Here is a 20,179-nt window from a genome sequence, read left to right on the forward strand (position 1 = left end):
TTCACCTGCCGTTACTGAAAAATCTTCTATTCCAAAATCATCATCACTAGGACCTGCCACTGCTCCTGCTAAACAAGTACCTCCTATAGTTCCACAATTATCATATATAAATACTGAGGCATAGAAACCAGATAAATCTGACATTAACACATCTACTAACTCGGTATTTGGAGCAGTAAACTTATAAACTACATCATTTCCGTTAAGGTAATTCTCCGTAGTACCACAGCTTGATCCTGGATTACCCTCAAAAGGATCTCCATAATTAGCTGTATCGTTTATATTGTTATAAGGAACAGTAGTCACTTGAATATCCCCATTGGTATCAACGGTAGCTACCACCTCTTCTCTAGGAGACTCACAAGCTACATCACTTATAATTACCTTATAATCATGAGTTTCTCCATAAGTAGTACCTGGATTACAAGCATCGGTAGGCACACTCGCATAACTATCCATGACACGCATTACCGTTGCTCCTCCATTAGCTGCAGGAATAGTTATAGATCCTGTGGTGTTATTTGATCCACCGGCAGAAGTAAACAAAAGTTCAGAGGCACTAAAAGTTCCATCTTGATCTAAATCAATCCAAATTTTTAAGTATTGACTACTAAAATTGTGTGTTGCAGAGAAAGTATAAGTACTTCCAATATTCATAACCCCAACTAAAGAAGGATCATTAGTATAGTCTGCATAAGACCCTGTAGAGCATCCTGTTCCAGTATGAGAAATACCCGCACTAGACATATCAAAATCATCTATATCATCCCCAACAGTACAACCTGTAGAATAAGTAGGAATACAATAAGTAGGGGTAGCACCACCCGAACCTGACTGCATTTTTATTTCTGAAGCCCAATAAGAAGTTGTTGTAGAAATCACCGGAGTTGTAAAACTACTTCCAGTTCCTACAATATTACCGCCAATTGCAGCATCATACCAATAAATATCATCTCCTGTACCACTAGAAGTAGCCGTTAATGTAGCAGTACCTTGACAAGCGATGGTCTGATCAACCGTATTTGTAATATCTAAATTATACACGGAACAATCTATAGTAGTACTAAAATCATACGGACCTTCCCAAATACTCACACCATCAACAGTACCACAATCTGATTGAATATAAAATTCATAATCTGTACCTAAAGCTAAACCGTTAATTGTGGTCGGACTTCCTGTAGCCACATGAGTAGTTCCTGTACCTAAAGCAAACCCAGGAGCCCCATATTCAATGTTCCAAGCACCAGGTGGGACTGCATTCATATCTACCCAAGTAATATCTACACTGGTAGTAGTTGCATTACCAGACTGTACATTAGAAGGAGGTAAACAAGTAGGTGGTATTTGATAATTCACAGTAACGACCCAAGAATTATTGTCTACTTTATTATAATAGGTACCACAACCATTATTAGGTGCGGTATCCCCCCAAGTTCTCCACGCTTGCATTTCAAAAATCAGATCGGTATTACCTGCGTAAAAGCCATTAGCGAAAGTTAAACCTGTTCTGGAATACGAAAAAGTTCCACCAGTTCCTGTCCCACTTTCCGTAGGTTCTATAAAACCTGTATTCTGAAATTTCACCTGAGAACGTTGTTCTGACATATACGCAACATTCGCTGCTGTCATATCATATTCAATATCTACACTTACCACTTCCCAACTTCCAGTTACTGGTGGTAAAGTAACAGTAAGTGCTGTCGAAGCTCCATTACAAGTAGGATCATAAGCATTATAAGCAGTAGGAATATCTCCTGCTGAATATGTCGCACTTATCGTTTGGACCTGAGCATTGGTTAAAAAGGAACAAAACATTAAACAGCTCATCACTGCATAAAAGTATTTTTTCTTCATAATTTATTATTATTTAATTCAACTAAAACAATCTTACGAATATATATTATTTTTTTGTTAAAATAACATTTCTTAAACAATAAAACCTCTGTAAAGAATCATAATTAAATTATTTTTGTTCCTCTTTGCACGAATACTTTAATAAAATGATAATTTAACTATGTTCTCATAAATTAAAAAATCGTTAAAAATCAAATCACTTTATTCCTTTTTCATAACTTTGCTCAGAAATTTACTCAGGGAAAAATTTGACTGATTGCAACCCTTTAAAATGCTAAAGCAGTGTAAACTTCTTTAGGTTGCCATTCTCTTTTATCTTCCCATTTTAAAATTAAAAATACATGGCATATTTATTTACTTCAGAAAGTGTTTCTGAAGGACACCCAGATAAGATAGCAGATCAAATTAGTGATACTTTATTAGATAATTTTTTAGCTTTTGACGAAGAGTCTAAAGTTGCTTGTGAAACACTTGTTACAACAGGACAGGTAGTATTGGCAGGAGAAGTGCGATCTAATACCTATATAGATGTTCAAGATATTGCTAGAAATGTTATTAATGATATTGGTTACACAAAAGGTGTGTACAAGTTTAGCGGAGACTCTTGCGGAGTAATCTCTCTTATTCACGAGCAGTCTCAAGACATTAATCAAGGAGTAGATCGCGATAGCAAGGAAGAACAAGGTGCTGGTGACCAAGGAATGATGTTTGGTTACGCTACAACTGAAACAGAAAACTATATGCCATTGGCATTAGACATTTCACACAAAATGCTAATTGAATTAGCAAAACTTCGTAGAGAAGGTAATGAAATTACTTACCTACGTCCAGATGCTAAAAGTCAAGTTACGATAGAATATAGCGACGATAATACTCCGTTACATATTAAAGCGATTGTACTTTCTACCCAACACGATGATTTTGATACTGATGATGAAAAGATGTTGAGTAAAATTAAGAAAGACATTTTAGAGGTTTTAATGCCTCGTGTTATCGCTCAATTTCCAGCGAAAGTTCAGCAGTTATTTAAAGAAGACATTACTTATCATATCAATCCTACAGGAAAATTCGTAATTGGAGGGCCACACGGTGATGCTGGTCTTACCGGAAGAAAAATTATTGTAGACACCTATGGTGGAAAAGGAGCTCACGGTGGTGGCGCTTTTTCAGGTAAAGACCCTAGTAAAGTAGATCGATCTGCCGCTTACGCTTCAAGACATATTGCTAAAAACTTAGTTGCTGCTGGAGTAGCAAATGAAGTTTTAGTACAGGTGTCTTACGCGATTGGTGTAGCAGAGCCTACCTCTATTTCCGTAGACACTTACAATTCTTCAAATGTAGATTTAACCAATGGAGAAATTGCTGAGAAAGTTTCTAAAATCTTTGATATGCGCCCTGCTGCTATTGAAAAGCGTTTAAAACTAAGAAACCCTATCTATCGAGAAACTGCGGCATATGGACATATGGGAAAAGAACCTCGCACGGTAACCAAAATTTTTGAGAGTCCGTATTCAGGTAAAGTAAAAAGAGAGGTGGAACTATTTACTTGGGAAAAACTAGATTACGTAGATCAAATTAAAGAAGCTTTTAAATTAAACTAAAGCGCTCATATTCAACAAATAAAAGGGGATTTTTTCTTTAGAAAAAATCCCCTTTTATTTTTATAAATTAGTTTCAAATATCATGAAATTTTATGTTGATTTGCATTTTTGAAATTTAATTTGATATGACCGATTTAATTGGCTTCGCCCTACTCTCGTTTACGTCTTTTTTTACGTTAATAAATCCTATTGGAACCATGCCCATTTTTATGACCATGACTTCCGATCTAGATACACCTCATCGCAACTATACAGCTAGAAAAGCTTCTATTGCAGCTTTTGTCACCATCATCGCTTTTGCATTTTCTGGACAGTTATTATTTAATTTTTTCGGAATTTCAGTTAACAGTTTTCGTGTGGTAGGAGGAGTTATTTTCTTTTTAATGGGGATGGATATGCTGCAAGCACGTTTATCGAGCATTAAGGTGAAAGGAAAAGATAATGCCGAAAAAAAAGAGATTGTAGATGACATTTCTATCACGCCCTTGGCAATACCTATGATTTCTGGACCCGGTGCCATTACCAATGCTATTGTAATGATGGAAGATGCCAATACCATTCAGCATAAACTGGTATTGATTGCTTCCATTTTTGGCGTATTACTTCTCACTTATCTCATTCTTTTAAGCTCTTCCAAAATCCTCAAAGTTTTAGGGAATACTGGTAGAAATGTATTGATGAGACTCATGGGACTTATCGTGATGGTAATCGCAGTAGAATTTTTCTTTAGCGGAATGAAACCGATTATCATTGATATTCTAAGAGAAATTTAATTTTACTTTTGCTTATAAAGCTTTAATTGAATACGCTTTCGCGGAATATCAACTTCTAACACTTCCACGATGATTTGCTCGTGTAAATGAACATAGTTGTTGACATCGCTTACAAATTCATCAGCGAGGTTAGAAACATGAATAAGTCCGCTTTCTTTGATTCCTATATCCACAAAGCAACCAAAATTGGTAATATTGTTGACAATCCCTGGCAGTAACTGTCCCGTATGTAAATCTTCAATACTTTTAATATTTTGATTAAACGTAAATACTTTTGCTTTTTCTCGAATATCTAATCCTGGTTTTTCTAGTTCTGATACAATATCTTTTAAAGTAGGTAAACCCACCTCATCGCTACAATACTTTTGTAAATCTATTTTTTCTAAAATTGCTTTATTACCAATTACCTCCGTTAGCGTTTTACGTTGATCTTTTGCCATTCTCTCTACCAAAGCATAACGCTCTGGGTGAACCGCAGAATCATCTAACGGATGTTTTGCATTTTTAATTCGCAAAAATCCTGCACTTTGCACAAAAGCTTTCTCTCCTAAACGAGGGACTTTTTTTAGCTCGTTTCGTTTTTTAAAACTTCCATATTGCGAACGATAGTCTACTATATTTTCTGCCAGCTTCTCTCCTATTCCCGATACATAACTCAGTAAAGATTTGCTCGCTGTATTAAGGTTTACACCAACTGCATTTACACCGCTTTCAACCACTACATCTAGAGATTTCTTAAGTTTTGATTGATCTACATCATGTTGGTACTGACCAACTCCAATAGACTTAGGGTCGATTTTCACCAATTCTGCTAAAGGATCTTGTAAACGCCTACCAATAGAAACAGAGCCTCTCACCGTAGCATCATAATTTGGAAATTCTTCTCTAGCTATAGATGAAGCCGAGTAAATGGATGCTCCTGCCTCACTCACCACAAAAACTTGAAGTTCATGTTTAAACTGAATTCGCTTTATGAGTTGTTCAGTTTCTCTAGAAGCGGTCCCGTTACCAATGGCAATAGCTTCTATTTTATAAGCTTCCGCCAAGGTGCTTATTTTTTTTATCGCTCCTTTGGTATCATTCTTTGGAGGATGCGGATATATAGTTTCATTATGTTTTAAACTTCCGTGTTCATCTAAACAAACAATTTTACATCCTGTTCTAAATCCAGGGTCAATTGCTAAAACTTTTTTCTCTCCTAATGGAGAACCTAATAAAAGTTGTTTTAGGTTTTTAGCAAAAACTTCAATGGCCGACTCATCTGCTTTTGCTTTAGCATTCTGAAAAGCCTCGTTAGACAAGGATGGTAAGATCAAGCGCTTATAAGCATCTTTAATGGCAGAAACTATGTAATCTGCTGTCGTGCTAGAAGGTTTTATCACACGCTCTTCAATTCTCTTCACACACTGTTTTTGATCTATGTCAATTTTAACACGAATAAACCCTTCAGACTCCGCCCGTTGAATGGCCAAAAAGCGATGAGATGGCATTTTATTTAAATTCTCCTCCCAGTCAAAATAATCTTTAAACTTTTGAGCCTTTTCATCTTTCGCTTTAGTTTTAATCACTTTCGTGGAAAGAACTCCGTATCGTTCTATTTGTTTTCTTATAAAATTTCTAATATCGGTACGTTCAGAAATCCACTCGGCCATAATATGTTGAGCACCTTCTAAAGCAACTTCAACAGAAGCTACTTCTTTAGTAATATATTTTTTAGCAACCAACTCCACCTCTGCCGCCTTTTGTGCCATGATAATTTTTGCTAAAGGCTCCAGTCCATGTTGTCGCGCGCTTTCAGCTTTAGTTTTTCGCTTCTTTTTAAAAGGCAAATACAAATCTTCTAGAAGAGTGAGATCTATAGCCGATTTAATTTTCTCACTCAACTCTACGGTTAACTCACCTTGTTCTTCGATTGCTTTTAAGATGGTCTCTTTTCTCTTCTCTAAGGTTTCAAAAAGTTCTTTATATTTTACAATTTCACCTATTTGCACCTCATCTAGATTCCCCGTGCGTTCTTTACGGTAACGAGCAATAAATGGGATGGTAGCATCTTCTTCTAAAAGTTGAACAGTTTGAACAATAGATTTATCTGGCAAGCCAGTTTGAGACTGAATGAATGTATTTTTTTGCATAAAGCTAAAATAGAAAAACTAGTGGTTTTCACTTCCGCGGATGCGAAAAAAAATAATTACACACTCTTAACACATATATTACTCTACTTCAAAAAACTTTTCTATTTTTAACGATATTTTAAGATTTCACCACCTATTCTTTAATGATATTTAAGTTAAAACTACTCCCCTTCTTTTTTTTATTTGGTTTTACCTTATCGTATGGCCAATACCAGCAATTGCTTCACAAACCCTACAAAGAGAAAGTAGAAGATATTCATCAATTGTATAAAAACACGATAAACAAGGGTCGAGAAGACTCATTGTATATCTGTAATTATACTCAGCAAATAAAAGATTATGCTTTAATTAATGATGATCAAGAACTTTCTTTGGAAGCGGATTTATTATATGCTTATTCTCGCTGGTTTTTATATGGTCAAGAAAAACCAGACTTTCTTGAGGATTTGCTGCTAATGGTGGAAAAGGGTGAAAAAACGAAAGTTTCACATATCAAAATACGTGCAGCCAACGTATTAGCCACTCACTACTGGCAAGTTAAAAATTACGAAAAATCTTTCGAATGGTTATTATATTCCTCAAAAATTTTAGAAACTACTACCTCAGAGCATTTCCCTAATATGGCAGAACACCTCAATTTTATTGGTCGGTGTTATTATTATTTTAAGGATTATGAAAACGCGATGGTATATTATAAAAAATCTAGTGAAATAATAAAAACTAATTTTAATGCCAAAGCAGTATTAGAAGCCCAGAATACCTTAGGCTTATGCTATCAAAAATTAGGTCAACTAAGTCTAGCTAAAAAGCATTTTACTAAAGTTATAAATGATACCTCAACATATAAAGATCCTATATGGCAAGGTATCGCATCAGGTAACTTAGGCTATAACTATTATTTGGAAGAAAGTTATAGTAAAGCTATTCCCTTATTTGAGAAAGACATTCAAAACGCCCTACAGATTGGTGAACTTGGTCTTGCCGCGGGTTCTGCCATTCCTTTAGCAGACATCTATTTAAAAAACGGAAGATTAGATAGTGCTAAGCAAAAAATTGATGAAGCTAGGAGCTATATTCGGAAATCTCAACAAAAAGATAGGTTGAGAAAGTTATACCCCTTAATGAGTAAATGGTATGCTGCCAATTTTGAAATTGACAGCAGCTCTATTTATTTAGATTCTACAATAATGGCTATTAATGCCTATCATCAAAAATACAATACGATTAAATTATTAAGAGCCAACCAAAGAGTTGATGCTATAGACCGAGAATTAGAAATTGAGAAACTACATACAGAAAATCGTTTAAAAATTTCGCAACGTAATTATATCATTCTTTCTATTAGCTTGCTCTTACTGGGAAGTCTTCTCGCTTATTGGTTTAGAAACCAGTCATTATTAAGAAAACAAGAAATCAAAATATTAAAAATAGAAAAGACTGAAAGAGAATTAAAACTATCTAAAAATCAATTACAAAATTTAAAGTTAAAGATTCAAAATAGGCAAAAAGCCATCGAAAGCTTGCAAAAAGAAATTAAAACTAATGACAACCAAAACATCATTAGTGAACTGAAATCTAAAATTATCATTACGAATGAGGATTGGGACAAATACCAGATTTTATTTACAGAAGCTTACCCTAATTTTATTACTTCTTTAAAAAATACTTTTGAAAATTTAACACCCTCAGAGTTACGTTGTTTATGTTTAGAAAAGTTAAAACTATCTAACAAAGAAATGGCTTTGGTTTTAGGTGTTTCATCAAATTCTGTGATGGTTACCAAACATCGAATCCGTAAAAAACTAAATTTAAAAAGTCAGCAAGAATTACAAAATCTGGTAAAAGAAATGAAATAAAGGGATAACTTCTATCCTTATTCTTCTTGAAAAGCTTTACGAATGTTAAGCGAATATTGACATTTAGTTCCAATTCCCCCCCTAAATTTTAAAATTCACCTCTACTAATCGCCTATCTTCTTTACCTATATAAAAAACTGAATACAAATATCTTAACCTTTTTGTAAGGTTTTTGTAAGGTTGCATTTTAACATTATTATAACTTTTTTAAGCATTTTTGACAGATAATATCGGACTAACTAAAAGGAAAATCAGCTAATCTCATGCACTATAATATTAATTGAAATACTTTTCTCAATATCAATTATTTAAAAAAATGTTCTCAGTACAATACAATCAGTTAATTCACTAAAAAATTAAACATTATTATTTCTAAAATCTAATTAATACTATGAAGCAACAACTACACTATTGGACATGTTTATGTCTTTTAATATTAATAAATACCAGTCTCTTTGGGCAAAGTGAAGGACCTGATTTTCCGAATACGGGAAATGGCCCTATTTATACATTAGCTGCAGGTATAAATCAGTTTAGTGGTAGAGTTACGACACCATCTGATGGTCAAGATCGTTTTCAAATTCAATTATTAAGCGGACAGAGTATCACCAGTATAAATTCGACAATTACACAAGGTAATTCTCCAAACGGTTCTTTCACCATTGGGTCGAGCACCAAAACTTTTCCAGGAGGAAATATTTCACCTGTACCCTCAAGTCCAGGGACATATTCAGTCTTAGTAGCTGCTAACTTTTCAGTAGGAGAAAACTGGACAATTACTATAAATGTGACAGCAACCCCTGTTTGTTCAATGACCGCTTCTATAAGCTCACAAACCAATATTGCTTGTAACGGATCAGCTACAGGATCATTAACTGTTACGCCTTCGAGTGGGGTAGCACCATATACCTATTTATGGGATGATGGAACTGCTCAAACTACAGCTACTGCCTCAGGACTTTCTGCTGGGACGTATGAAGTAACGGTTACGGATGATAATGGATGTACAGCAAATGCAAATGCAACAATAACAGAACCAACAGCTCTTGTAGCTGCTAGTGTAGTTGATGCGAATATATCCTGTAATGGAGGAACAAATGGAGTAGCTACTGCAAGTGCAATAGGAGGAACAGCACCCTATACTTACTTATGGAGTAACTCAGCTACAACTGCAAGTTTATCAGGTGTTGCTGCAGGAACGTATTCTGTAACCATCACTGATGCGAATGGATGTACAGATACTTCAAATGTAACCATTACAGAACCTACAGCTCTTGTAGCTGCAAGTGTAGTTGATACGAATATATCTTGTAACGCAGGAGCAGACGGATCAGCTACTGGAAGTGCAACAGGGGGAACTGCACCCTATACATACTTATGGAGTAACGCAGCAACAACGGCAAGTATAGTAGGAATTGCAGCTGGAACTTATAATGTAACGATCACCGATGCTAACGGATGTACCGATACTTCAAGTGTAACCATTACAGAACCAGCACCGTTAGTAGCTTCAGGAGTAGTAGATGCAAATGTAACTTGTAACGCACGAAATGAGGGTGCAGCTACTGCAAGTGCCACAGGCGGAACAGCTCCATATACCTATTTATGGAGTAATGCAGAAACAACAGCATCGATAACTGGATTAGCAGCCGGAACATATAACGTAACTATTACCGATGCTAATGGATGTACTGATGCTTCAAGTGTAACCATTACAGAACCAGCACCGTTAGTAGCTTCAGGAGTAGTAGATGCAAATGTAACTTGTAACGGTGGAACAGACGGTGCAGCTACAGTAAATATAAGTAGTGGTGGAGCAGCTCCATTCACTTATTTATGGAGTAACTCAGCTACAACTGCAAGTTTATCAGGTGTTGCTGCAGGCACGTATTTTGTAACCATCACTGATGCGAATGGATGTACTGCAACATCCTCTATTACTATTACTGAGCCAACAGCTCTTGTAGCTACTAGTGTAGTCGACTCAAATATTACGTGTAATGCAGGTACAAACGGATCAGCTACTGCAAGTGCAACAGGAGGGACTGCACCCTATAATTACTTATGGAGTAACGCAGCTACAACTGCATCTATAGTAGGTGTTGCAGCAGGAACGTATTCTGTGACCATCACTGATGCTAACGGATGTATAGATACTTCAAGTGTAACTATAACCGAGCCTACAGTATTAGTAGCAGCAAGTGTAGTTGACTCAAATGTATCTTGTAATGGAGGATCCGAAGGAAATGCTACGGCGAGTGTAACAGGTGGAACTGCACCCTATACGTACTTATGGAGTAATGCCGCAACAACGGCAAGCTTAGTAAATGTTACAGCAGGTACATATAATGTAACCATCACTGATGCCAATGGATGTACCGATACTTCAAGTGTAACCATTACAGAACCTACAGCTCTTGTAGCTGCAAGTGCAGTTAATATTAATGTAACTTGTAACGGAGGAAATGATGGAGCCGCTACTGCCAGTGCCACAGGCGGAACAGCACCCTATACATACTTATGGAGTAACGCAGCTACAACCGCAAGTATAGTAGGAGTTACAGCTGGAACATATAATGTAACGATTACAGATGCCAATGGATGTACCGATACTTCAAGTGTCACCATTACAGAACCTACAGCTCTTATAGCTTCAGGCGTAGTAGATGCAAGTGTAACTTGTAACGGAGGAAATGATGGAGCCGCTACTGCCAGCGCCACAGGCGGAACAGCACCCTATACATACTTATGGAGTAACGCAGCTACAACTGCAAGTATAGTAAATGTTACAGCAGGAACTTATAATGTAACGATTACCGATGCTAACGGGTGTACCGATACTTCAAGCGTAATCATTACAGAACCAGCAGTTTTAGCTGCAAGTGGGATGACAACTAACCTAAGTTGTAATGGAGGAAATGATGGAACTATAGATATAAGCGTGAGCGGAGGAACAGCACCTTATACTTATTTGTGGAGTAATTCAGCTACAACCGAAGATATGATTGGATTAACAGCTGGAACCTACAATGTAACCGTAACCGATGCTAATGGATGTACCACTACAGAATCGGTAACGCTAACAGAACCTACTATGCTGTCTGCTTTAGCAACAGCTACCAATGTAAGCTGTAACGGAGGGAATGATGGAACCGTAGATTTAAGCGTAACAGGTGGAACTGCTCCTTATACTTATGCTTGGGATAATACGGCTACAACCGAAGATATGATTGGATTAACAGCTGGAACCTACAATGTAACCGTAACCGATGCTAATGGGTGTACCGCTACGGCAGCAGCAACAATAACTGAATCGACTTTGTTAGTAACGAATGGAACCATAACAGATGTAAGTTGCCTTGGAAGTGCAGATGGATCAATTGATGTAACAGTGACTGGAGGAACTACACCTTACACCTATGCTTGGGATAATACTGCTACGACTGAAGATCTTAGTGGATTAACAGCAGGAACCTATACGGTAACTATTACAGATGCTAATGGTTGTACAGATACAGTTCCATTCACGGTAACCACCACCCCAGATATCACTGCACCAATAGCTGATCTCATGAACTTAACGGACATTACCGCTCAATGCGAAGTGCTAACTACCGATGTACCTACTCCAACTGCAACAGATAATTGTGGTGGAGTTGTCACTACAACTCACAATGTGACTTTCCCAATTACGACACAAGGAACTACAGTAATCACTTGGACATATACCGATGTGGCAGGAAATACCAGTACACAAACTCAAAATGTAATCATTACTGATACCACTGCCCCAGTAGCTGACTTAGTCGCTTTGGCAGATGTTACGGATCAATGTCAAGTGTTAGCAGGTAACGTTTCTATCCCGACAGCAACCGACAATTGCGGAGGAGTTGTAACTGCAACCCACAATGTGACTTTCCCAATTACTGCACAAGGAACTACAGTGATCACATGGACGTACACCGATGTTAACGGAAATACAAGTACTCAAACTCAAAATGTAATCATTACCGACAACACAGCTCCAGTAGCTGATTTACCGACATTAGCAGACGTAGTAATGGAGTGTGAGGTGTTAGCTTCTGATGTTACTATTCCTACTGCAACAGATAATTGTGGTGATCCTGTAACGGTAACGAATGATGCTACTTTCCCCATATCAACCCAAGGAATTACAGTAGTAACTTGGACCTATACCGATGTGAATGGGAATTCGAGTACACAGACACAAAATATAGATGTACAGCCTTCACCTATTGCCAATGTTAGCTTTAGCGACGCAACATTTACTTATGATGGAAATGTGCAAAGCATTCAGGTCAACAACCTACCTTCAGGAGCTAGTGTAACCTACACCACAACTCCAGTTACAGGACAAGCTAATGGAGCTATTGACGTGGGAGTGTATACAGTAACTGCGGTAGTAAGCCCGCCAGTAACGGCTGTAAATTGTAGCCCTATAACGTTAACAGCTACTTTAACGATCGAACAAGCAACACAGACTATCAACTTTAATGCTCTACCTATATTGTATATAGAAGATGATGTAGATTTTCAATTACAAGCAACCGCGAGTTCAGGCTTACCGGTAACTTACAGCTACACTTACACGAGTGATGATCCGGCAGCGACCGTAAATACCACAGGATGGGTAAGTTTATTAACTTCGGGGGTAATTCAAATTACGGCACAACAAGCAGGAAATAATAATTACTTACCTGCTATAGATGTAATACAAGCTTTACAAATTAACAGTCGTAATGCCAATATATCTGGAATAAGCTTAAACGGAGAAGTTTTCACTAATCCAGATCTCGACTTGTACTACATAATTGATTGTAACGACGATCAAGATGAGGTAAGAGTAGTGTTAGAAACAGAAGTAAATGCTTCGGTAAATCCTTCAAAAGAGTTTATTATTTCTACGCCACAACCGGGAATTTTCTCTCAAGATATAGTAGTTACCTCTCAAGATGCTAGTGCAACAAAAGCCTATACGATCACCGTTGAAAGAAGGTTTGGCTTCTTTGATATTGCTGAACAAAAATTTGATAACGTTTTATTAGTCAACAATAATCCTCAAACCAATGGAGGGTATAGATTTGTTGGTTACGAATGGTATATCAATGATAGATTAGTAAGCACAGAGCAATACTATTCTGCTGGAGACACTAGCGAAGATCTTCTGTCTGAAAATGCAAGTTATTATTTAAGATTAGAAACTGAAAACGGAGAAATCCTACAAACTTGTACTGGGGAAGTGAGCCTAGTTCATGATTTTAAAGCTTCTTTATACCCTAACCCAAATCAACCAGGAAGAGTATTAAATATTGAAATGGATGGTTTAGGATTAACGACCAATAAAGAAATGGAAATTAATTTATATTCTTTACAAGGAAGTTTAATTAAGCAATGGAAAACCCAAAAGCAGATGACGCAAGTAAACCTACCAGAAAGTCTAATGGCAGGTGTTTATTTGGTAAGATGTAGTATACAGGGACGTCATCGCAACTTCAAATTGATCATCGAATAATTAATAGTACAATAACAAAAAAATGAAAAATTATAATATAAAAAACATCTTAAAAGGATGTTTACTCGGAACTAGTATTCTTTTGGGAACTCAGCTAAAAGCGCAAACCGCGAGTGAATTTTCAATGAATGCCAGTGGGGTCTTTGGAAAGTTGAATTATGAGTTAGCTAATGGAACCGTAGACAGCGATAAGGGCTATGGTTTGGGTTTAGGTTATAGCTTTTATATGAATCCACAATGGGCCATTACCTTAGAAGGGAATTATCAACGCTATAAAACAGAAGCTTGGTTAAAGTCCTTAAATGGCTCCACTCCTGCAGTTGACATTGAAGGAGAAGAGTTTGAGTTTAGGTATCGCATAGCTAACTTTAAAGAAAATCAAACTTTAGATGTTATTCATATACCTCTAGCTCTACAATTTCAGACCGATGGAGAAACCAAGTGGTACGTTCGCGCAGGAGGACAAGTAGGCATTATTTTATCATCAGAATATAAAAGTTCTATAGAAGGACTAAGCACAAGTGGTTATTATTCTCAATATGATGTAGAGCTATTTGATCCGCAATTTATGGGATTCGGCTCTTATGCTGAGATACAACAAAAGCCTGTAGATTTAGATTGGAACACTTCATTTTCAGCTATTTTTGAAACTGGAGTTAAAGCTGAAGCGGGTGATAACGGACATTTATATATAGGCTTTTTCGTGAATTATGGACTAACTAGCCTTAATGATGAAAAAGAACCAACATCTGCCATAGAATATCAAAAAGAGAGCCCTGAAACGGCTAAAATAAATTCTTTGTTTGATAGTGGTTTAGCCAAAGATGCTAAGCTTACTTCTTTCGGAATTAAACTGCGGTATGGAATCGGGGGATTTTAAAACCTTACCAAAGTAGAGAAAACACCTTTAACGAGGTGTTTTTTTTATTTTAAAACTTAGGTTTTGTCTAGAGATCAACCTTACATCACGTTTAATCAATAAATTTTAAAAATTACTCGATCTTTAAGAAAAATCAATCTTAATCAATTATACTAGTGCCTATATTTTATAAAACTAAAATGTTTTATAATTAATAAATGAAACTATCTTTGCCCATTATGAGCCAGCTGATACAAATTTCCATTTTACCCGAACAACAAGATGATCATACATTTATTTTAAAATGTGGATTGGAGAAGGCGAAATTAAAAATGCCTGAGGTGGTAGATTGGCGTATTAGAAAACGTTCTATAGATGCTCGCCATAAACAAATTAAGCTCAACCTTCAGTTAGAGTTTTGGCTACAAGGAGAAAAAAAAGAGGATATTCCTCCTTTTATTCCGCAGCAAGTTCATCAAGCTAAAAAAATTGCCATTATTGGAGCTGGTCCTGCAGGTTTATATGCTGCACTACGCGCTATTGAAGCCGGTCTCCAACCTATTGTTTTTGAACGTGGAAAAGATGTACGTTCTCGCAGAAGGGATTTGGCCAAAATTAATAAAGAACAAATTGTAAATCCAGAATCTAATTATTGCTTTGGCGAAGGCGGAGCTGGTACTTATAGCGATGGTAAATTATACACCCGTTCTAAAAAGCGAGGAAATGTACTTAAAGCGATGGAGTGGTTTGTTCATTTTGGCGCTGACGCGGATATTTTAGTAGATGCACATCCGCATATTGGCACCAATAAACTTCCCAAGATTATTACCGCTATGCGCGAAGCTATTATTGAGTTTGGAGGAGAAGTTCATTTTGATAGCAAGCTAACCGATTTACGTATTGAAAAGCAGCAAATCACAGGACTTAAAATTAACGATGAGCCATGGCTAGATTTTACTGATGTAGTTTTAGCTACAGGACATTCCGCAAGAGATATATTTTATCTTTTACACGATAAAAATATCAAAATCGAAGCCAAAGCTTTCGCTCTTGGTGTTAGAATAGAGCACCAACAAAATTTAATTGATAAAATTCAGTATCACGGGGACGATAAAAACCCGTATTTACCGCCTGCTTCCTATAGCTTAGTAGAACAAGTAGATGGATTGGGTGTATATTCTTTTTGTATGTGTCCTGGAGGAATTATAGCTCCGTGCGCCACAGAACAAGAAGAAGTAGTGACCAATGGCTGGAGTCCTAGCAAACGAAATAATCCATATTCCAATTCAGGAATTGTTGTGAGCGTCTCTCCTGAAGATTTACCTCAACATGACCCTACAGACCCTTTTGCTTGCTTAAACTTTCAGAAATCTGTTGAAAAAGCTTGCTGGGAAGCTGCTGGAAAAACACAGCAAGTTCCTGCGCAACGTATGATTGATTTTGTTGAAAATAGAACCTCAGAAGATTTCCCAAAAACTTCTTACCAACCTGGTATCGTTTCGGTAAATTTAAACAAGGTATTGCCCAAAATGATCGCCAAGCGATTGCGTGTTGCTTTTGTCGCTTTTGGCAAAAAAATGAAAGGTTATTATACCAACGATGCAGTACTTCATGCGCCCGAAAGTAGAACCTCATCTCCTATTCTTATTCCTAGAGATGCACAAACTTTAGAACATATAGAGATTAAGGGTTTATATCCTTGCGGAGAAGGAGCAGGATATGCTGGTGGGATTATTTCTGCAGCAATTGATGGCATCAACTGCGTTGATAAAATTGCAGAAAAAAACGCCAAAAAATCTTGACGTTTTTTCTAACTATATAGGCTCTTTTATAAGTTATATTTTATACTTGCCATGAGTATTCTGGGCTGCACAAAATACTGACTTGTCGTATTGTAATTTTCCGTAAAGCTATCGTTGTTTAAAGATTCTACATCTAACAAATTGGTTCCGTCAAGGCGGAATTCCCACGGACTATCTTTTTGTCGGTAAAACAAACTTGCTCCTACAAAAGAGTACTCATTACTTACTGTATCTTCTTTGTTGGTATAATTATAATAACTCCAATCGGCTTCAAAAGTGAAACCTTTTAAGAAGTCTACTTGAGCATTTACAAAAGGCCTATCGGTATAAAAAGTATTATCTCGACCTCCATTGTTATAGTTATTAATTAAGCGGTTGTAACCTACTTCAAAATTTAAAGGAATTTTAAAATTAGACTCTACACTCGCTTGGTAGTTTTGTGTAAAATTCTCTGATTCGGTATTGATAAAATCTGCCCCATTCGCTACTAAACTATTGAGTTTGCTATAAGATACGGAAGCGCTTAAGTTGGTTTTAATTTTTCTAAATGTTTTTTGAAAACGACCATTTCCACTAATCGTTTCATCTACAAAATTACTGTTGATGGGTGTAGAAACTTGATTAATTTGCTCGAATGCAGTAAAGGTTTTAATCGCATCTACTTTTCGGCTATAATTAATTCCGCCAAAAATGTTGGTGAAGTTGTACATATTGATATTAAAATACCCCAAATTAACATTGTGATAAATGGCATTTTCAATATCTCTATTACCTCTAAAAAGACGGTTATAATTATTAAATACGTAGCCTTCAGCAAAATTATTCACATCGGTATATTCGGCTGTCATTTGGTAATCTAATCGAATATTTTCACTTTTTTTCAGCTCGATTATGGTAAATAAATCTGGTAACACCATGGTATTACTCTCTGTATCTTCTATTCCGTTTTGTTGGTTTTTCAGCATATAATGATGTAAAGTAAGTCCTGGCGTAAATGTAAATTTACCCGTCTTAAACTTATAATGCGCTCCTAGAAATAAATCCGTAAAGTTATAAGTAACATCATTTACTAAATCTTGCTGAGAAAAAGTATTGGTTTCACCACCCGATAAGCGTTGAAAGATGGAAGAATCAAAGTTTTGACTGCTTAAAGTTGACCCCAAAGTAAGATTAAGGTTGCTCTTATTATTAATTACATAGTAGTAATCAATTTTGGCATCTACTTTATTGCTCTCTATGGTTTTTTGCTGATTAACATCGAACCCTAAAGGGTCTTCTTGCAAAGGTAAAATACCTGCAAAAGGTTGAATTTGAACTAAAGCATTATAAAACGGATCTTCTTTTTGATACAAATGCTGTACATACCCGGCAAAAATATTTTTTTCGTTGAGGGTGTAATACACATTTAAGTTTTGATTGATAGAGAAAGGGTCATTTTCTTTATTTTCTTCGATAGGATTTACCACAGCACCATCAGAAAATATAGAAAGTACATCTGAATATTCTTCTTGCTTAGATTTCTTTCCTAACACATCATAGTCCAATTGAAAATTTGCGTTAGGTTTATAAACGGTGCTTAATTTTAGCATCCCCAAGCGATTAGCTTGTTCGCTATTATTGGTTGTGGTTTCTTCTACTCCATCTCTCACATATGTACGAATCGATTTTTGCACAAAATCGGTTTCATTATCACTAAATATAGCGAAACCACTTACGTCTAATCCGTCATTGATCTCCTGGCTAAAATTGGCTGCACCAAACTTTGTTCTAATTTCGTTAGCTCGGTTATTCTGCATTATTAAAAAGCCTAATCCACTGTCATTGATACTAAAATTAGTACCTCCACGCTGATTAAAATTTCTAAACCCTCCTGTAAAATTAAAATAGTCCCTAAAAGTGAAAGGAACATCGCCTGTATTATTTGCATTCCCAATAAGGTTTATACTCGTTTCGGGGCTGTAATAAAACAATTTTGTAGAAGCTAGGTAACGAGTTTTATCTCCTTCTCCTAAACCTCCTTCTATTTCTCCAAACCAAAAATTCTTTTTCCCTTCTTTAAGTTTAATATTAACAGCAATATTATCTTGATCGTTCCCCAAACCTCTAAGCTGTCCTACATCATTGTGATTTTTTAAAACCTCAACTTTTGAAACAGCGTCAGCTGGAATATTTTTTGTCGCAATTTTAGAGTCACCATCAAAAAAATCTTTTCCCTCAACCATGACTTTACTCACTTTCTTCCCTTCAATCTCAATCTCACCATCGTCATTTACTTCTACCCCAGGAAGTTTTTTTAGCACATCGCCTAATTTACGTTCCGTTCCATTCGTAAAAGAATCGGCATTATACACGATGGTATCTCCTTTAATCGTCACGGGCATTTCATAGACCAACTCTACACCTTCTAGCTCATTTTCATTGGAAAACAAGGAGAAATCGAGTTGAATATCTTCACTATCTTCAGGGATTTGAATGGTTTTTTCTGAAGGTTTTAACCCCAAGAAGCTCGCCACTAATTTATATTCCGCTCCAGCGGAAACATTAAAATTAAATTCTCCTTTAGGATTGGTAATCGCATAGTTTTCTAAACTTCCATCTGCAGTATTATTGGCGATAATATTTGCGAGCTCCAAAGGATTTCCCAAACTATCTTTAACTGTACCCGAAATTTTTACAGATTGTGCTAATAAGCTTCCGCTGAAAAGCAAAAGAAGTACAAGTATTGAATTTTTCATGAAGTGTTTTAATAAGTAGATATGTGGTTAACTTAAATGAAGGAATAATTTCTAATTATTATTTTTAGGATTAGAACCCTCCTCGTCCTCTGCCTCTTCGGTTACCATTTCCATAACGGTCCATCATTTCTTGAGTTTTCTCTTCAGTAATTTTAGAAAATTCTTCTCGAGTCACTTCTTCACCACTATCGGGCACTTCTATATTAATTTCTTCTTTAGGGTTTAAAACTACTTTACTACATAAAATCGTTGTGTTTCCTAAGTTTACTTCTAAAATAAGACCTGGTAAACCTTGGTAACCATTTGGACCTTGTTTTACTGGAATTTGAGGCGTATACCAAACAGTTAAGTTTTCAAGATCTTTAAGTAACTTCTCTTGTTTCTTTAGCATCGTACTGTCCACCTCTTCGTCATTTTTCTCTCTCCATTCTTTTGCTCGCTTTCTAGCTTTCTTCCACATATCATCGTTCTTTTTTATTGCGGTAGCTTTGAAGGCAGCATATTGCCCAATCATTTTGCTTTCCTTTTCTAACTTCCATTCAAGAACTTCTAGCGTGTCTTTAATAAGAAATTTTTTTCCCATTAATTCATTTTCTTGAGCGTAGATATTCTCTTTAACATCCATATAAGTGGCTCCTTGAGAGAACATACCTCCCATCATCGCACCAAAACCTCCTTCTGGTGCTAAGCTTTCTTCTTCTTCATATAAAGATTCTCCATTGTTAAACGTAAGCGTATATGTTTTTTCTAACATTGACTTCATACGCTCTTTTATTTGTTGCTTCATTTGTTCAGACATTTTCTGACCTCCAAAAGCGTCTAAATCTATTGTGGTTTTAGATTTATAAGTTGCTATTCCCGAAACTTCTTGAGCTTGAAGGTTGGCAAATATCATCATACTGAAACATGCTAACCCTATCATCCATTTCTTCATGACTTTCATATTTTGTTGTTACCCATAAGACTGTTGGAAAGTGTTTTTGTTACATCGATTAATTTCTTCTTAATTCTTTAACAGATTGCTATAGATA

10 protein-coding genes are annotated in these 20,179 nt (G+C 36.3%); 6 read left to right on the forward strand and 4 right to left on the reverse strand.

Features of this window, described 5'->3' with window-relative positions; genetic code table 11:
• Positions 1–1,857, reverse strand: a 1,857-nt coding sequence (locus FT986_RS12095) for a GEVED domain-containing protein (RefSeq protein ID WP_222706205.1), incomplete at its 3' end; no start/stop codon positions are given.
• A 341-nt stretch (positions 1,858–2,198) separates the two neighbouring features.
• On the opposite strand from FT986_RS12095, the gene metK reads away from it, so the two are divergent.
• The gene (metK, locus tag FT986_RS12100; protein WP_147865274.1) at positions 2,199–3,458 is read left to right on the forward strand and encodes a methionine adenosyltransferase; all 1,260 of its coding nucleotides are present in this window, start codon (positions 2,199–2,201) and stop codon (positions 3,456–3,458) included.
• A 125-nt stretch (positions 3,459–3,583) separates the two neighbouring features.
• Complete coding sequence (locus FT986_RS12105; RefSeq protein ID WP_111540445.1) at positions 3,584–4,231, forward strand: MarC family protein; 648 nt, start codon at positions 3,584–3,586, stop codon at positions 4,229–4,231.
• 2 nt (positions 4,232–4,233) lie between these two features.
• Here the strand turns inward: FT986_RS12105 and FT986_RS12110 are convergent, their stop codons facing one another.
• Entirely contained in the window at positions 4,234–6,363 is a 2,130-nt protein-coding gene (locus tag FT986_RS12110; protein ID WP_147865275.1) for a Tex family protein, read from the reverse strand.
• A 143-nt stretch (positions 6,364–6,506) separates the two neighbouring features.
• Here FT986_RS12110 and FT986_RS12115 point away from each other — a divergent pair, with 143 nt between their 5' ends.
• The 4 genes from FT986_RS12115 to FT986_RS12130 all read left to right on the forward strand — a co-directional run bounded on the left by FT986_RS12115 (position 6,507) and on the right by FT986_RS12130 (position 16,413).
• On the forward strand, positions 6,507–8,219 hold the full coding sequence (locus FT986_RS12115; protein ID WP_147865276.1) for a LuxR C-terminal-related transcriptional regulator: 1,713 nt from the start codon (positions 6,507–6,509) through the stop codon (positions 8,217–8,219).
• Positions 8,220–8,610: 391 nt separating this feature from the next.
• On the forward strand, positions 8,611–13,752 hold the full coding sequence (locus FT986_RS12120) for a T9SS type A sorting domain-containing protein (protein WP_147865277.1): 5,142 nt from the start codon (positions 8,611–8,613) through the stop codon (positions 13,750–13,752).
• Between the two features lie 22 nt (positions 13,753–13,774).
• A complete protein-coding gene (locus tag FT986_RS12125; protein ID WP_147865278.1) occupies positions 13,775–14,632 on the forward strand; it encodes an outer membrane beta-barrel protein in 858 nt (285 codons plus the stop codon).
• 218 nt (positions 14,633–14,850) lie between these two features.
• Complete coding sequence (locus FT986_RS12130; RefSeq protein ID WP_147865299.1) at positions 14,851–16,413, forward strand: NAD(P)/FAD-dependent oxidoreductase; 1,563 nt, start codon at positions 14,851–14,853, stop codon at positions 16,411–16,413.
• Positions 16,414–16,439: 26 nt separating this feature from the next.
• On the opposite strand, the gene FT986_RS12135 is transcribed toward FT986_RS12130, so the two are convergent.
• The gene (locus FT986_RS12135; protein WP_147865279.1) at positions 16,440–19,148 is read right to left on the reverse strand and encodes a carboxypeptidase-like regulatory domain-containing protein; all 2,709 of its coding nucleotides are present in this window, start codon (positions 19,146–19,148) and stop codon (positions 16,440–16,442) included.
• Between the two features lie 70 nt (positions 19,149–19,218).
• A complete protein-coding gene (locus FT986_RS12140) occupies positions 19,219–20,091 on the reverse strand; it encodes a GLPGLI family protein (protein WP_255505967.1) in 873 nt (290 codons plus the stop codon).
• Positions 20,092–20,179: the final 88 nt, after the last annotated feature.

Source organism: Mesonia sp. K4-1 (assembly GCF_008017825.1).
Taxonomy (GTDB): Bacteria; Bacteroidota; Bacteroidia; order Flavobacteriales; family Flavobacteriaceae; genus Mesonia.

Coding starts and splice junctions, on each gene's coding strand:
- FT986_RS12140 (WP_255505967.1), bottom strand. CDS start 20,091: ATGAAAGTCATGAAGAAATGGATGATAGGGTTAGCATGTTTCAGTATG.
- FT986_RS12125 (WP_147865278.1), top strand. CDS start 13,775: ATGAAAAATTATAATATAAAAAACATCTTAAAAGGATGTTTACTCGGA.
- FT986_RS12120 (WP_147865277.1), top strand. CDS start 8,611: ATGAAGCAACAACTACACTATTGGACATGTTTATGTCTTTTAATATTA.
- metK (WP_147865274.1), top strand. CDS start 2,199: ATGGCATATTTATTTACTTCAGAAAGTGTTTCTGAAGGACACCCAGAT.
- FT986_RS12130 (WP_147865299.1), top strand. CDS start 14,851: ATGAGCCAGCTGATACAAATTTCCATTTTACCCGAACAACAAGATGAT.
- FT986_RS12110 (WP_147865275.1), bottom strand. CDS start 6,363: ATGCAAAAAAATACATTCATTCAGTCTCAAACTGGCTTGCCAGATAAA.
- FT986_RS12115 (WP_147865276.1), top strand. CDS start 6,507: ATGATATTTAAGTTAAAACTACTCCCCTTCTTTTTTTTATTTGGTTTT.
- FT986_RS12105 (WP_111540445.1), top strand. CDS start 3,584: ATGACCGATTTAATTGGCTTCGCCCTACTCTCGTTTACGTCTTTTTTT.
- FT986_RS12135 (WP_147865279.1), bottom strand. CDS start 19,148: ATGAAAAATTCAATACTTGTACTTCTTTTGCTTTTCAGCGGAAGCTTA.